The sequence below is a fragment of the Lacticaseibacillus parakribbianus genome, from assembly GCF_025490915.1.
Lineage (GTDB): Bacteria > Bacillota > Bacilli > Lactobacillales > Lactobacillaceae > Lacticaseibacillus > Lacticaseibacillus parakribbianus.
Map to the genome: position 1 here is coordinate 148,874 of NZ_JANQBA010000001.1, position 15,142 is coordinate 164,015.

Here is a 15,142-nt window from a genome sequence, read left to right on the forward strand (position 1 = left end):
GTGAGACGGGATTTTTGTGCTGGCGCTAGCGGCTGCCCCAGGCGGCCGGGTCCTCACGCCAGGCCTTCAGCAGTGCGAGCTCCGCATCGCTGATGTCGCCGGCGGCCTTGGCCGCGTGAATCAGGCTGGTGTAATTCGTCAGCGTGGTGAACGGGATGTTGGCCGCGGCGAAGTTCGTCGTGGCGGCCGGCAGTTGGTAGCTGAAAATCGCGACCACGCCGATCACCTTCGCCCCTTCCTTGGTCGCCGCCGCGGCGGCCTTCAGCACCGAACCACCGGTGCTCAGCAGGTCATCGATCAACACCAGCTTCTGGCCCGGGGTGAACGCCCCTTCGATCTGTTTGCCCTGGCCGTGGTCCTTGGGCTTGCTGCGCAGGTAAACCATCGGCAGGTTAAGCCGCTCTGCGACCAGCGCCGCATGGGGAATGCCGGCGGTGGCCACCCCGCCGATTACTGCCGCTTCGGGAAAGGCCGCCTGAATCGTCGCGGCGAGGCCGTCGGCGATGCGCGATCGCACTGCCGGGTAGGAAATGGTGATGCGATTGTCCGTGTAGATTGGGCTTTTGAGGCCGCTGGCCCAGGTGAACGGGGCGTTCGGCGAGAGTGTGACCGCCCCGATTTCAAGCAGATCCTTGGCAATTTGTGTTTCGTAATCCATCAGGCTTGACTCCATTCTTGATTGATCTGATTGTAGGCGGCCAGCGGGTCGGCCGCCTGGGTAATCGGGCGGCCGACAACAATCGCGCTGGCGCCAAGCGCTGCGGCCTGCCCCGGGGTGACCACCCGCACCTGATCGCCTTTGGCGGCGTTGGCCGGCCGAATACCCGGGGTGACGATGAGAAAGTCCGGGCCGGTGACCGCCCGGATCAGCGGCACCTCCTGGGCACTGGCGACCACCCCATCGGCACCGGCGGCCTGGGCAACCGCCGCCAGGTGCTGAACCGCATCGGGCAGCGGCACGGCGACCGACAGCTCGTTTGTGAGCATTGCCTGGCTGCTCGACGTCAGGTGAGTGATGGCCAACAGGCGCGGTGGCTTGACGCCGGCCGCTTCGGCGCCGGCCCTAAGCCCCGCCTTGGCCGCCGCAATCATGCGACTGCCACCGGCGGCGTGAACCGTGGTAATCGCCACGCCCAGGCGGCCAATTTGGGCCGCGGCCTTTTCCACGGTGTTCGGGATGTCGTGGAGCTTGAGGTCCAGGAAAATCTGCAGTGGCCGCTGGGCCTGCAGCTGGCGAATGATGGCCGGGCCGGCGGCGTAATACACCTCCATTCCGACCTTCACAAACAGCGGCGACGCGGCCGGAAACTGCGCCACGAAGGCGACAGCTTGGTCGGCGGTGGCAAAATCTAGCGCGATAATCGGTGGCATGAGAACTCCTTTCAAAGTGTCGGCACCGGCTACAACGCCTTGGTGGTGAAGGCGCGAGACTCCAGGACCCGCACGATGGCGCTGGCGGTGTCGAGGCTGGTCATCAGTGGCACCCCATGCGCGATGGCGGCCTGGCGAATGCGGTAGCCATCGCTGGTGGTGGCGCGATCCGCGCTGGTGGTGTTGATGACCAGCTGCAGCTTGTGGTCGGCAATCGCATCGAGAATCGCGTTCTTGCCGCTTTCGCCGAGCTTGGCGATGGTGGTGACCAGCACGCCGGCCTTTTCAAGGGCGGCGGCGGTGCCGCTGGTCGCGGTGATCTGGTAGCCGACCTCGCGGAAGCGCTTGGCCAGGGCCACTGCCTCGGGCTTGTCGGCATCGGCCACCGTGAACAGTGCGGTGCCGTAGCTCGGCAGGTGGGTGTTGCTGGCCTCAAAGGCCTTGTACAGCGCCTTTTCAAGCGTGGCATCCGAGCCCATCACTTCGCCGGTCGACTTCATCTCGGGGCCGAGCATCGAATCCACCGCGTTGAGCTTGGAGAAGCTGAAGACCGGCGCCTTGACGTGGACCCCGGGCCGCAGCGGCTGAATGCCGGACTTAAAGCCCAACGCCGCCAGTGACTGTCCCAAAATGGCCTGGGTTGCCAGCTGCGCCATCGAGATGCCGGTGACCTTGCTCAAAAATGGCACGGTGCGGCTGGCGCGTGGGTTGACCTCGATCACGTAGACCTTGCCCTGGTTGACGATGAACTGAATGTTCATGATGCCGATGCAGTGCAGCGCCTTGGCGAGGGCCAGCGTGGCCTTTTCGATCTGATCCAGGATGTCTTGGCCGAAGTCCTGTGGTGGGTAGACCGCCATCGAGTCGCCGGAGTGAACCCCGGCGCGTTCGATGTGCTCCATCACGCCGGGAATCACCACGGTGGTGCCATCGGTGATCGCGTCGACCTCGCATTCGGTGCCGACCAGGTACTGGTCGACCAGCACCGGGTGGTCGTTGGATACGGAGACGGCGCGGTCGATGTACCCGGCCAGCTCCGCTTCGCTATGCACGATTTCCATCGCCCGACCGCCGAGCACGTAGCTCGGCCGCACCAAAACGGGGTAACCGATGCGATTGCCGATGGCGATGGCCTCCGCCTTCGTGGTCGCCGTGGCGCCCACCGGCTGGGGAATCGCCAGCTCGCGAATGATGGCATCGAAGCGGTCGCGATCCTCGGCGGCATCGAGATCGTCCAGGCTGGTACCCAGGATTTTGACCCCGTGAGCGGCCAGCGGTGCCGCCAAGTTGATGGCGGTTTGGCCGCCGAACTGCACGATCACGCCTTGCGGCTGCTCGAGGTCGATCACGTTCAGCACATCCTCGAGGGTCAGCGGCTCAAAGTAGAGCTTGTCTGAAATCGAGAAGTCCGTCGAGACGGTCTCTGGGTTGGAGTTCATGATGATGGCCTCGAACCCGGCCTTTTGAATCGCCTTGACCGAATGCACCGTCGCGTAGTCGAACTCAACGCCTTGGCCGATGCGAATCGGGCCCGAGCCCAGGACTAAGACGCTCGGGCGACCGTCCTTGTGGGACTCGGTTTCGGATTCGTAGGTGCTGTAAAAGTACGGCGTCGCGCTTTCGAATTCCCCGGCGCAGGTGTCGACCATCTTGTAAACTGGCACCAGCCCGGCCTTCTTGCGGGTGGCGCGAACGGCATCCGCCGTGGTGTGCCACAGCGCCGCGATGGTTTGATCGGCAAAGCCGTTGGTCTTGGCCACCCGCAGCAGGGCCAAGTCGTCGGGGGTCTCACCCAGTTGGCGTTCAAGCTCGGTGATGTGCAGCAGCTTGTCCAAGAAGAACGGGTTGATGCCGGACAGCTCGCCGAGCTCTTCAATCGTGTAGCCGCGGCGGAAGGCCTCGGCCAGGTAGAAGAGCCGCTCGTCGTTGGGTGTGATGATTTTGGCGGTCAGGGCATCGTCCGTTAGCTCAGCATCCCCGGCTCGCCACAGGTGGACGGCCCCGACTTCTAGGCCCCGCACCGCCTTGAGCAGTGCCTCTTCGATGGTGCGGCCAATTGCCATCACCTCACCGGTCGCCTTCATCTGGGTGCCCAGGGTGCGGTCGCCGGATTCGAACTTGTCGAAGGGAAACCGCGGAATTTTGGCGACGACGTAATCGAGCATCGGTTCAAAGGCGGCAAAGGTGGCGTCGGTGATCGGGTTTTTGATCTCGTCAAGCGTCAGCCCCACCGCGATCTTGGCCGCCATCTTCGCAATCGGGTAACCGGTCGCCTTACTGGCCAGCGCGGAGGACCGCGACACCCGTGGGTTGACCTCGATCACGTAGTACTTGAAGGAATTGGGATCAAGCGCCAGCTGCACGTTGCAGCCGCCTTCGATCTTCAGGGCCCGGATGATGCGGAGGCTGGCGTCGCGTAGCATCTGCACCTCCTTATCGGTCAGCGTCTGCACCGGGGCGAACACCACGGAATCACCGGTGTGAACGCCGACCGGGTCGAAGTTTTCCATGTTGCAGACCACAATCGCGTTGTCGGCTGCGTCGCGCATCACCTCGAACTCGATTTCCTTGTAGCCGGCGATTGAGCGCTCGATCAGCACCTGGTGAACCGGACTCAGGGTCAGGCCATTGTCGCAGATGACCGCAAGCTCCGCCGCGGTCTTGGCGATGCCGCCGCCGGTGCCGCCCATCGTGAAGGCCGGCCGCACGATGACCGGGTAGCCGATTGACTCGGCGAAGGCCGCCGCCTCCTCATAGGAGTGGGCAATGGTGGATTCCGGAATCGGCTCGTGGAGCGACTGCATCAGGTTCTTGAACAGCTCGCGGTCCTCGGCCTGGTCGATAGCGGTCAGCTTCGTGCCCAAAAGCTCGATGTGCAGCTCGTCGAGAATGCCGGCGTTGGCCAGGCTCATCGCCAGGTTGAGGCCAATCTGGCCACCGATGGTCGGCAAAATCGCATCCGGTAGTTCCTTGCGCAGAATCTGACTGACAAATTCCACCGTCAGCGGCTCGATGTAGACCTTATCGGCGATTTCGGTGTCGGTCATGATGGTCGCAGGGTTGGAGTTGACCAGGACGACTTCGTAGCCCTCCTCCTTCAGCGCTAGGCAGGCCTGGGTGCCGGAGTAGTCGAACTCGGCGGCCTGACCGATGATGATTGGCCCGGACCCCAAAACGAGGATTTTCTTGATGTCTTGGCGTTTAGGCATGAGCGGCTCCCTTCCGTGCGTTTTCTTCCATCATTTCCATGAACTCGTCGAACAAGTGGTCGGCGTCGTGAGGCCCAGGCGCCGCATCCGGGTGAAACTGCACCGAAAAGGCCGGGTAAAGCCGGTGGCGCAGTCCCTCGACGGTGTGATCGTTGATCTCCTCGTGGGTGACCAGCAGCACATCCGGGTCGATGCTCGCGGGATCCACCGCATAGCCGTGGTTTTGGCTGGTGAAGTCGATGCGGCCGGTGGCGATTTCCCGCACCGGGTGGTTGAACCCGCGGTGGCCGTACTTCATCTTGAAGGTGTCGGCGCCGTTGGCCAGCGCAAACAACTGGTGGCCCAGGCAGATACCGAACAGCGGAATCTTGCCCTGAATGCCGCGAATCATGTCCAACGCCCCTGGCACGTCCTTCGGGTCGCCGGGGCCATTGGTCAGCATCACCCCATCTGGGTTCAGGTCCAAAATCTCCGCGGCCGTGATGGTCGGTGGCAGAATGGTCAGGTTGCACTCGCGACGCGACAGCTCGCGCAAGATGCTGTGCTTGAGGCCAAAGTCGATCACCGCCACGTTCTTGCCGGTGCCAGGCGCCGGAAAGGCCTTGGTCGTCGCGACCTGGGCCACCTGGTTCTTAGGCAGCACTAGGGCGCGAAGCTGATCGAAAGCGTGGTCGTCGGCCGCATCGACGATACTGGCCTTCATGGTCCCAGCCTCGCGCAGAATGCGGGTCAAGGCCCGAGTATCGATGCCTGCGATGCCGGGAATCTTCTTGCGGCGCAGGAAGTCGTCGAGGCTCATTTGGGAGCGCCAGTTGCCGGTCACCCGAGCGACCTCTCGCACCACCACGCCCTTGGTAGTTGGATTGATGCTTTCGTAGTCGTCGCGGTTGATGCCGGCGTTGCCGATCAGGGGGTAGGTGAAGGCGATGATCTGGCCGTTGTAGCTTTGATCGGTGATGGTTTCTTGGTAGCCGCTCATGCCGGTGTTGAACACGATTTCGCCAGTAGTCACGGTTGGGGCACCGAAGCCCTCACCCGCAAAGACGCTGCCGTCTTCAAGAATTAAGTAGCGTTTCACGCCTTGTCCTCCTTTTGGTAGGCCACGTCACCGTCAACCAGCGTCCACAGCACCGAGCCGTAAACCGTGCGACCGGCAAACGGTGTGTTGTGGCCCAGCGACAAGAACGCCGTCGGGTCAATCTGGTAGGCGGTATCCAGGTCCATGATGGTCAAATCGGCCGGGGCCCCGATGCTAATGCGCCCGGCGCTGAGCCCGAAGGCATCGGCCGGCTTGGTGCTCATCCAGCCGATCAGGTCCTTCAGGCTGCACCAGCCCGAGCGAACGAAGCTGGTGTAAAGCAGCGCAAAGGCGGTTTCCAGCCCCACGATGCCAAAGGCCGCGGTCAAAAACGAGCCGCTTTTCTCCGCCGCAGTGTGTGGCGCATGATCCGTGGCAATCATGTCGATGGTGCCATCGCGCAGCCCATCCATCAGCGCCAGCCGGTCGGCCTCGGACCGCAACGGCGGGTTCATTTTGAACATCGGGTCGTCGCCGGGAATGTGGCCGTCGTCCAGCAGCAAGTGGTGCGGGGTGGCCTCCGCGGTGACGTGAACGCCTCGCGCCTTGGCGTCGCGAATCAGCTCGACGCTTTGCTTGGTGGAGACGTGGCAGGCGTGGTAGTGAACGCCGGTGGCCTCGGCCAGCGTGAGGTCACGTGCCAGCTGGGCGGATTCGCTCACGTGGTTGATGCCGGGCAGACCCAGCGCCTTGGCCTTGGGCCCCTGATTGATCACCCCGTGGTTGGCCAGCCCGGCGTCTTCGATGTGCGCAACGATTGGGGCGTCAACCGCGGCGGCGCCTTTCATCGCCTGATACATCGTCGCCGCGTCTTGGACCCCCACGCCATCGTTGGAAAAGCCCAACGCACCAGCCTGGTGCATCGCGGCGTAATCCAGTAGGTCGGTGGATTTTAAGCCCTTGGTGATTGCGGCGAACTGCTGGACGTGAATGGCCGCGTCGCTGCGGTTCTTGGCGACCAGTTGGCTCAAGGTCGCGACGTTATCCGGGACCGGGTTCAGGTTGGGCATGGCGCAGACGGTGGTGAAGCCGCCGTGAGCAGCCGCGGCCGCCCCGGTGCGGATGGTTTCCTTGGCGGTGAAACCGGGTTCGCGGAAGTGTACATGCACATCCACCAGGCCGGGCATCACGGTGGCCCCGGCGGCGTCAATCACCTTGGCCCCGACCGGGGTCGGCAGGTGTTCGCCCAAGGCGGTGATGCGCCCATCCTGAATCAGGATGTCGCCCTTGAAAATGTGGCGGTCGGCCACAATCGCATTTTTGATTAACGTGTTCATGTGTTCTTCCTTTCTGCGTGACAAGTTAGTCGCCGGCGCAAACCAGCTCGAGCATGGCCATGCGCATGAAGACCCCGTTGTGCATCTGCGTGAAAATCCGGCTCTTGGGCGCCGTCACCAGGCTTGAGGCCAGCTCGACGCCGCGGTTGACCGGCGCCGGGTGCATGATGATCGCCTGGTCGCCGAGTTTCTGATACAGCGCCTCGGTGAGTCCGTACTGGGCGTGGTAGGCCGCGGGGGCAAAGCCGCTGCTCTCGGTCCCGCTCAGGCGTTCCAGCTGAACGCGCAGCAACATCAAGACGTCGACTTGCGGCACCAGCTCGGCCATACTGAGGTGCGGTCCCACCGCCGCAAACTCCGGGGTGTACCACTCGGCCGGGCCGCCGAACATGACAGTCGCGCCGAGCTTGGTCAGCATGGTCATATCGGAATGCGCGACGCGGGAATGGCTCAGGTCCCCCACGATGCCCACCTTCAGGCCGGCGAAGTGACCGAACTCGGCCTGAATGGTCATCAGGTCCAGCATCATCTGCGACGGGTGCTGACCGGCGCCGTCGCCGGCGTTGATTAGGTGCAGTGGCAGGTGTTCGGCCAAAAGCGGCGCGTAGTAGGCGTCTTCCGGGTGCCGCACGACCGCCACCTGAACGCCGATGGCGGCCAGGGTGCGAAGCGTGTCGCTCAGGGTCTCGCCCTTGGTGACCGAGCTTTGCTTGGGGTCGAAGGGCAAGGTGGTCATGCCGAGCCTGCGTTCGGCCATCTCAAAGCTCGTGTGGGTGCGGGTGCTGTTTTCAAAAAACAGGTTGGCCGCGTAGTACGGCGTGGTCAGGTGCGGCGTTGCGCCGGCCTCGAGCTCACGGGCCCGGCTGATCAGCGCCGCCGCCAGAACCGGGGTGACCTGATCGGCCGACACAAAATCGTGAAGTGTTGTCACGTTACGCCTCCTCGTTGGCCGCGTGTTCCGGCAGGACAAAGTTCAAGATGATGCCGATGACGGTGGCCAAGGCCAAGCCGCTGAAGGTGAACTTGCCGAGCTGAAGCGTCGCGTTGCCGATGCCGATGACCAAGATGGTGGCGCCGATCATCAGGTTGCGCTTCTTGCCGAAGTCGGTTTTGTTGTCAATCAGGACCTTCAGGCCGTTGGAGGCGATGACCCCGAACAGCAGGAAGGAAATGCCGCCGATCACCGGACTGGGGATGGTGTGAATCAGGGCCGACAACTTGCCGATGAAGGCGAACAGGATGGCGAAAAAGGCCGCCCCGCCCAGCACGTAGACGCTGTGAACGCGGGTCATCGCCATCACGCCGATGTTTTCGCCGTACGAGGTGACCGGGGGCCCCCCAACGAAGCCGGCGATGATCGACGCGGTCCCGTCCCCGGCCAGCGTGTGGTTGAGGCCCGGATCTTTGAAGAAGTTGCGGTGCGTCATCTCATCGAGGACCATGATGTGACCCATGTGTTCGGTCATGGTGACAAAGGCGATTGGCGCCATGGAAATGATTGCGCCCCAGTAGAATTGCGGGTGGTAGCTGATGAACGGAATCTGGAAGGCCGGCAGTGAGAACCAGGCGGCGTTGGCCACCGGGGTGAAGTCGACCAGGCCAAAGGCGATGGCGACCAGGTAGCCAGTGACCAGCCCCAGAAGGATCGGCAGCAGGCTGATGAACTTCTTGAGGTACATGTTGTAGATGATGGTGGCGGCCAGCGTGATGATTGCGACGGCGAAGTGGCGCAGGTCGTAGACGCTCTTGGTGGCGCTGACGGCACGCATGGTCGCGTCGGTGGCTGCGGTGCCGGCCAAGGACAGGCCGATCACCATGACGATTGGCCCGACGACGATGGGCGGCAGGGCCTTATCAATCCAGCCGGAGCCAGCAAAGTTGACAATCAGGGCGACCAGCAGGTAGACGCAGCCGACCGCGATGGTGCCTTGGGCGATGGCCGGGTAGCCGAAGCCCTTCATCAGCGACTGCATCACGATGATGAACGAGAAGCTAGAGCCCATGTAGGCCGGAATCTTACCGCGGGTGATCAGGATGTAGATCAGCGTCCCCACCCCGCTTGAAAACAGCGCGATGCTTGGGTCCAGGCCGACCAGGATCGGCACCAGCACCGTCGAGCCGAACATCGCAAACAGGTGCTGGATCGACAAGCCAACCCAGTGGCCGAAACTCGGCCGGTCGTGAATGTCTAAAACTGCGTCTTCATTGCGGTATGCCATGCTTAGTCCTCCAATTGACCGATGCTGATGCCGTCGTGGCCGTCGATTTCCTTGACCGCGACGTTGATTTCCTCGTGCCGTGACGTCGGGATGTTCTTCCCCACGAAGTCCGGGCGAATCGGCAGCTCGCGGTGGCCGCGGTCGACCAGCACCGCCAGGCTAATTTTCTGTGGGCGGCCCTGGTCCATCAAGGCGTCGAGGGCGGCGCGAATCGTGCGGCCGGTGAAAATCACGTCATCGACCAAAATCACGTGCTTGTCGGTGATCGAGACCGGCAGCTTGCTCCCCGTCACATCTGGCAGCTCGCGGTAATCCGCCTTGTGAACGTCGTCGCGGTACAGGCGGATGTCAAGCTCCCCCACCGGTACCTGCAGGCCCTCCAACTGGTTGAGCCGCGCCGCAATGCGGTTGGCCAGGTAAATCCCGCGGGTCTTGATGCCGACCAGCACCAAGGCGTCCAGCTGCTTGTTTTGTTCGATGATCTCGTAGGTGATGCGCGTCAAGGCGCGTTGCATGGTGACCTCATCTACCACTTGTTTTGCCATGTTGTCCATCCTTTCAAAAGCCCTCGCGGCGCAAAAAAAATCGCCTCCTGCATCCAGTATGGGTGTAGAAGGCGACCGTGAGTCGAAACCTAGTCTCCCGCCGCGGCGGGACCGTTACCTTCTAAGCCTCTCTGGACTTAGTTAAAGGTGCTTGTTAAGTTGGATTAACTTTAGCGTATCTTGGTGGTTTTGTCAATGCCTGCTCGCAGATCGGCCAGTGTTCGGGCAAAAAGCGGTGGCACTTCCTGGCTGAAGGTCATCAGCTTGCCGGTGACCGGATGCACAAACCCCAGCGTTCGGGCGTGAAGGAACTGCCCAGCCCCGGGCAGCGTCACCCGCGGCGCGTACAGCGGGTCGCCGGCCACCGGGTGGTTGATGTAGGCCATGTGAACGCGAATTTGGTGGGTGCGTCCGGTTTCAAGCACACACTTGATCAGCGCGTAACGCGCAAACTGCTCGAGAACCGTGAAGTGCGTGACCGCGTGACGGCCGTTGGCCACCACGGCCTGGCGCTTGCGGTCCTTGGGGTCGCGGCCAAGCGGCGCGTCGATGGTGCCGCTGGTTTCGGCGAAGCGGCCGTGAACAATCGCCCAGTACTCGCGAATCGTGGTCTTGGCCTTGAGCTGGCTACTCAGGGCCAGCTGAGCCTGCGGCGTTTTGGCGACCATCAAGAGCCCTGAGGTGTCTTTGTCGATGCGGTGAACGATGCCCGGGCGAATCACGTCGTTGATGGCGGAGAAATCCGCATGGGCCAGCAGGCCGTTGACCAGCGTGTGATCCGGATGGCCCGGCGCCGGGTGAACCACCAGCCCCTGCGGCTTGTTGACCACCAGCACCGTGTCGTCTTCGTAGACGATGTCCAAGGCCATCGTCTGGGCCACCGCCTCAAGCGGCACCGGCGTCGGTGGTGTGATGACCACCACATCGCCTGGGTGAACCTTGTACTTGGCGGGAACCACCTGGCCGTTGACCGTCACGTGACCTTGATCCAGCCACTTGGCGGCCTGCGAACGCGTCAGATCCGCCAGCTGCGTCGCGAGGACCTTATCCAGGCGGCCGCTTTGGTCCGTCACGGTGAAGGTCGTCATCGGCGCTGCCGCCCTTCAATGAACAACAGGTAGATCATCACCATGATCACACCGACGGTCAGGCAGGCGTCGGCGACGTTGAAAATCGCAAAGTTCATGAAGTCCAGCTGAAACATGTCGGTCACCTCCTGGAAGCGCAGGCGATCGATCACGTTGCCGATGGTTCCGGCCAAAATCAGCGCCAGCCCGATCTGGTAGAACTTGCTTCGGCCGGCATCCTTCCACAGGTACCAGACGATGCCCAAAGACACCACCGTGATCAGGTAGAAGAACCACTGCTGGCCCTCCAGAATCGAAAAGGCGGCCCCGGTGTTTTTGATGTGGGTCAACGACACCACCCCGGGGATGAAGCGAACCGTCTGATCAATGGCGAGGTGGGCGATCACCCAGGCCTTGACCCACTGGTCCAGGCCGACCATGACGGCGGCGAAAACAAGGTAAATAACGATCACAACGTTGCCTCCAGTAAGGGTTGCCGAAGCGCGACCAAGTCGGCCAGCGTTTCGGTCTGCGTCTGAGTGCGGTATAGCAAGGCGGCCGGATGGGCGACGACGCCAAAGCGACGGACCGGCCCGGCGACCAGTTGGCCGTCAACAATGCGGCTGAGCGAAGCGGTCAGCACGCGCCCATGCCAGTCGCTGACGCGGCCGTGATACAGCCGCCACAGCGCCGTGTTCCCCATCAACAGCACCGGCGGCTCGGGTAGCGCCGCCAGGTCCCAGTCCAACAGCGGATCGGCCAGCATTTCGGCCTTGGTCGGCGGCCGGTTGACCAGCTTGGCCCCCTTGAGTCGCACCGGCCGGCGGTGAAAGGTCATGGTGATGAAGACGTCTGCCCGGGTCAGGCCCAGCGCGGCCAGCATCAGGTCTAGCTTGGCGCCGGCCCGGCCGGTGAAGGGACGCCCGGATGCGACCTCGGTCTCTCCCGGGGCCTCACCGACCAGAATCAAGCGCGGTTGTTGGGGACCGCGGCCCGGCACGAAGCCCTGCGTGGCCGGGAACACTTGGGCGGCTGCCTGAGCCAGCGCGGCCTCAGAACAGGCCGGAAATAACGCCGTCATCGGACAGATCCATGCGCATGGCCGCCGGGACCTTGGGCAGTCCGGGCATCGTCAAGACGCTACCGGTCATCACCACCAGGAAGCCGGCGCCCAGGCGCGGCGTGATGTCACGCACATGAATGGTGAAGCCGCTCGGGGCCCCCAGGGCTTTGGGGTCGTCGGACAGCGAGTATTGGGTCTTGGCCATGCAGATCGGCAAGTTCGCCCAGCCGTTTTTGACGATGGTCTTGATCGCCAACTCCGCCTTGTGATCGTAGCTGACCGCCGCACCCCCGTAAATTTGGGTGACAATCGTCGCAATCTTGTCCTTCACCGCCGCGGCGGGATCGTAAAGCGGCGTGAAGGTCGCAGGCTCTCGTAGTGCCGTAGTCAGCGCATCGGCCAGGGCCAAGGCGCCTTGGCCACCTTGGCCCCAGACATCGGCCGAGACCGCCCGGACACCGAGCTGCTCGCACAGGGCCACTAGATCGGCCAGCTCCGCATCGGTGTCGGTGGCAAAGCGGTTGATGGCGACCAAAACGGGCACCTGGTAGCGCCTCATGTTGGCGACGTGCTTAGCCAAGTTGGCAAAGCCCGCCGCAAGCGCTGTGCGATTCTCTTCGGTCAGCGTCTTGAGCGGTTGGCCGCCGTTGTACTTGAGGGCGCGAACGGTGGCGACAATCACGATTGCATCCGGGGTTTTGCCCAGCACCGGCACCTTGATGTCCAGGAACTTCTCGGCCCCAAGGTCGGCGCCGAACCCGGCCTCGGTCAGCGCGATGTCGCCGAGCTCAAGCGCGGTGCGGGTGGCCAAAACAGAGTTGCAGCCGTGCGCAATGTTCGCAAAGGGTCCGCCGTGGATCAAAGTCGGCGTGTGAGCTAGCGTCTGCACGAGGTTTGGCTTGATCGCGTCTTTGAGCAGCATCGCAATCGCGCCGGTGACGTTGAGGTCAGCGACGGTCACCGGGGTGCGATCGTAGGTGTAGCCGATCACGATGCGGCCGATTCGCGCCTTGAGGTCCTTGATGTCTTCGGCCAAGCAGAGAACGGCCATCAGCTCGCTGGCGACGGTGATGTCAAACTCGGTTTCGCGCGGCACCCCGTTGGTTGGGCCCCCCTGGCCGATGGTGACGTGGCGCAAGGCGCGGTCGTTGATGTCAAGCACCCGGCGCCAGGTGATGCGGCGCGGGTCGAGGTTCAAGGCGTTGCCCTGTTGCAGGTGGTTATCGATCAAGGCGGCGAGCGTGTCGACCGCAGTGGTCAGGGCATGCATGTCGCCGGTGAAGTGCAGGTTGATGTCCTCCATCGGCACCACCTGCGAGTACCCGCCACCGGTCGCGCCGCCCTTCATACCCATCACCGGTCCGAGCGACGGTTCGCGCAGCGCAATCACCGTCTTTTGGCCGCGCAGGTTCAAGGCGTCGCCCAGCCCGATGGTGACGGTAGACTTGCCTTCCCCGGCCGGCGTCGGGTTGATTGAGGTCACCAAGACCAGCTTGCCCAGCGGTTGGTTGCGCAGCCGCCGCAGGGCCGCCAGGCTGAGCTTGGCCTTGGCCCGGCCGTACGGTTCCAGCTCGTCGGGCTGTAGGCCAACTGCCGCCCCGATTTCTTGAATCGGCCGCATGGTGGTGCGTTCGTTCTCCTGTGCAATCTCAATGTCAGACATGTGAGGCTCCTTTCCGCGGGCTGACCCCGCCCAGCGCTGATTCAAGTGCCGCCTCAAGCGGCGCCACCCGTCCCAGTCGCACCAGCTTGATGCAGCCGTACTGCCGCGTGGTCAGGCTGATCGTGTTGCGCGTGGTCGTGACCGCCTGCAGATCCGCCGGGGCGAAGTGCAGCGTGTTGGCCGGCGACAGCCGCCGCACGGTGATGCGGTCGGGCCCGACAATTAACCGGGCTCGTTGCAGCTGCGCGACGGCCAGCACCAACACCAGCACCAGCATGACGGTCGGCAACGGGTGCGGAATGCCGTAGCCGACAATCTCCATTTGGACGATCACCGCCAACGCGACGCCGCTGACAATCAGCGCCCAAAAAATGCTGAAGTCCAGCCAATCCGGCTGGACACAAAAACGTTTTTCGCTCACACGAACACTTCCTTGGCCACTTGTTTGATTATATAGTAACACGCGCCATCGCCCTTCGCCACCGCCGTCAGCGTTCGGAATTGGCGCAGTCAGGCCGATTGGCCGCCGCCTCCCACACTGGCGTATAATGAGGGCAAGGAAGGTGTCTTATGCTCAAACTCTACACAGATGCGGCGACCAAGGGCAATCCCGGTCCCAGTGGCATTGGCATTCTCGCCGTTGTCAACGGCCAGGCAACCCAGTACCACGCGGCCATCGGCGTGATGTCCAACCACGAGGCGGAATTTTGCGCCGCCATCACCGGGCTGACCCAGCTGATTGAAACCGGTCAAACCGGGGCGGTGACGCTGTACAGCGACGCCAAAATCGTGATCGATGCGCTAGACAAGCGCTACGCCAAGCACTACGGGGCGGCCGTAGCCCAGCTTGAGGCTCTGGTGCCGCGCTTTGACCTGCTGCTGTGGCAGTGGGTTCCAGACCGGCAAAACCACGCGCATGCCCTGGCCCAGCAAGGGCTGCGCCAAGCAGAGCGTGATTTGTAGCTGAACCGCAAAAAAAGCCGCGCGGCAGCGCGGCCTAAGCATTACTTCAAAACCTTGAACTGATCGGCCTTGGCCATCGTGTCCTTGTCGCCGGCCGGGGCCTCGATGGAGCCGAACGGCATTTCGGCCCGCAGCTGCCAGGTGGCCGGAATGTCGAAGGCCTCTTGAACCAGCGTGTCGATCAGCGGGTTGTAGTGCTGAAGCGAGGCGCCGATGCCGTGGTTGGCCAACCCCGTCCAGACGTTCAGTTGGCTGGACCCCTGTGCTTGCTCCGCCCAGGTGGCGAAGTTGTCGGCGTAAAGGGTGAAGTCTTGCTCCAGCTGGTGAACCTTGGCGGTGTCGGTGAAGTACAAGATTGTCCCATGTCCGGCCTTGAAGCTGTTGATCTTCTTCTTGGTGTTCTCGTAGGCGGCCTCGGTCGGCACTTCCGACTTCAGGCGCTTGATCACGATGTCCCACAGCTGGTCGTGCTTGGCGCCGAACAGGAAGACGGCACGAACCGTCTGCGAGTTGAAGGCGGATGGCGTCGCCTGAATCAGGTCGGTGGCCAGAGTCACGATTTCGTCGTCGGCGAGGGTGACGTCCTTGCCCAGGGCGTAGATGGTGCGGCGTTGGTTCAGTAAGGTCAACAGGTCGTTAGTCATAATGAGAGCTCCTTTTTTTCGAATGACCTTAGTGTATCAGCTA

At 62.8% G+C, this 15,142-nt stretch carries 15 protein-coding genes; 1 reads left to right on the forward strand and 14 read right to left on the reverse strand.

The features are described from left to right. Positions 1–25: 25 nt before the first annotated feature. The 13 genes from pyrE to NUH19_RS00750 form a co-directional block, all read right to left on the reverse strand. Entirely contained in the window at positions 26–661 is a 636-nt protein-coding gene (pyrE, locus tag NUH19_RS00690) for an orotate phosphoribosyltransferase (protein WP_262314894.1), read from the reverse strand. Continuing rightward, positions 658–1,371, reverse strand: coding sequence for an orotidine-5'-phosphate decarboxylase (gene pyrF, locus NUH19_RS00695; RefSeq protein ID WP_262314637.1), 714 nt, complete (start codon positions 1,369–1,371; stop codon positions 658–660). The genes pyrE and pyrF overlap by 4 nt, the downstream gene beginning before the upstream one ends. Before the next feature lie 29 nt (positions 1,372–1,400). Further along, the gene (carB, locus tag NUH19_RS00700) at positions 1,401–4,580 is read right to left on the reverse strand and encodes a carbamoyl-phosphate synthase large subunit (RefSeq protein ID WP_262314638.1); all 3,180 of its coding nucleotides are present in this window, start codon (positions 4,578–4,580) and stop codon (positions 1,401–1,403) included. Beyond that, on the reverse strand, positions 4,573–5,658 hold the full coding sequence (locus tag NUH19_RS00705; RefSeq protein WP_262314639.1) for a carbamoyl phosphate synthase small subunit: 1,086 nt from the start codon (positions 5,656–5,658) through the stop codon (positions 4,573–4,575). Before NUH19_RS00705 ends, carB begins: the two co-directional genes overlap by 8 nt. Continuing rightward, positions 5,655–6,935, reverse strand: a complete 1,281-nt coding sequence (locus NUH19_RS00710; RefSeq protein ID WP_262314640.1) for a dihydroorotase — start codon at positions 6,933–6,935, stop codon at positions 5,655–5,657. Before NUH19_RS00710 ends, NUH19_RS00705 begins: the two co-directional genes overlap by 4 nt. Before the next feature lie 25 nt (positions 6,936–6,960). Continuing rightward, positions 6,961–7,866, reverse strand: a complete 906-nt coding sequence (locus NUH19_RS00715; RefSeq protein WP_262314641.1) for an aspartate carbamoyltransferase catalytic subunit — start codon at positions 7,864–7,866, stop codon at positions 6,961–6,963. A 1-nt stretch (position 7,867) separates the two neighbouring features. Then, positions 7,868–9,154, reverse strand: coding sequence for a uracil-xanthine permease family protein (locus tag NUH19_RS00720; RefSeq protein WP_262314642.1), 1,287 nt, complete (start codon positions 9,152–9,154; stop codon positions 7,868–7,870). Positions 9,155–9,156: 2 nt separating this feature from the next. Next, entirely contained in the window at positions 9,157–9,699 is a 543-nt protein-coding gene (pyrR, locus tag NUH19_RS00725; RefSeq protein WP_262314643.1) for a bifunctional pyr operon transcriptional regulator/uracil phosphoribosyltransferase PyrR, read from the reverse strand. A gap of 170 nt (positions 9,700–9,869) precedes the next feature. Continuing rightward, positions 9,870–10,787, reverse strand: coding sequence for an RluA family pseudouridine synthase (locus tag NUH19_RS00730; RefSeq protein WP_262314644.1), 918 nt, complete (start codon positions 10,785–10,787; stop codon positions 9,870–9,872). Next, positions 10,784–11,236, reverse strand: a complete 453-nt coding sequence (lspA, locus tag NUH19_RS00735) for a signal peptidase II (RefSeq protein WP_262314895.1) — start codon at positions 11,234–11,236, stop codon at positions 10,784–10,786. The genes NUH19_RS00730 and lspA overlap by 4 nt, the downstream gene beginning before the upstream one ends. Further along, complete coding sequence (locus NUH19_RS00740; RefSeq protein ID WP_262314645.1) at positions 11,236–11,847, reverse strand: uracil-DNA glycosylase; 612 nt, start codon at positions 11,845–11,847, stop codon at positions 11,236–11,238. The genes lspA and NUH19_RS00740 overlap by 1 nt, the downstream gene beginning before the upstream one ends. Beyond that, complete coding sequence (locus tag NUH19_RS00745; RefSeq protein ID WP_262314646.1) at positions 11,819–13,492, reverse strand: formate--tetrahydrofolate ligase; 1,674 nt, start codon at positions 13,490–13,492, stop codon at positions 11,819–11,821. The genes NUH19_RS00740 and NUH19_RS00745 overlap by 29 nt, the downstream gene beginning before the upstream one ends. Beyond that, on the reverse strand, positions 13,485–13,913 hold the full coding sequence (locus NUH19_RS00750; protein ID WP_262314647.1) for an EbsA family protein: 429 nt from the start codon (positions 13,911–13,913) through the stop codon (positions 13,485–13,487). The genes NUH19_RS00745 and NUH19_RS00750 overlap by 8 nt, the downstream gene beginning before the upstream one ends. A 149-nt stretch (positions 13,914–14,062) precedes the next feature. Here NUH19_RS00750 and NUH19_RS00755 point away from each other — a divergent pair, with 149 nt between their 5' ends. Further along, entirely contained in the window at positions 14,063–14,455 is a 393-nt protein-coding gene (locus NUH19_RS00755; RefSeq protein WP_262314648.1) for a ribonuclease HI family protein, read from the forward strand. Between the two features lie 41 nt (positions 14,456–14,496). On the opposite strand, the gene NUH19_RS00760 is transcribed toward NUH19_RS00755, so the two are convergent. Next, a complete protein-coding gene (locus tag NUH19_RS00760) occupies positions 14,497–15,099 on the reverse strand; it encodes a nitroreductase family protein (protein ID WP_262314649.1) in 603 nt (200 codons plus the stop codon). Positions 15,100–15,142 lie beyond the last annotated feature (43 nt).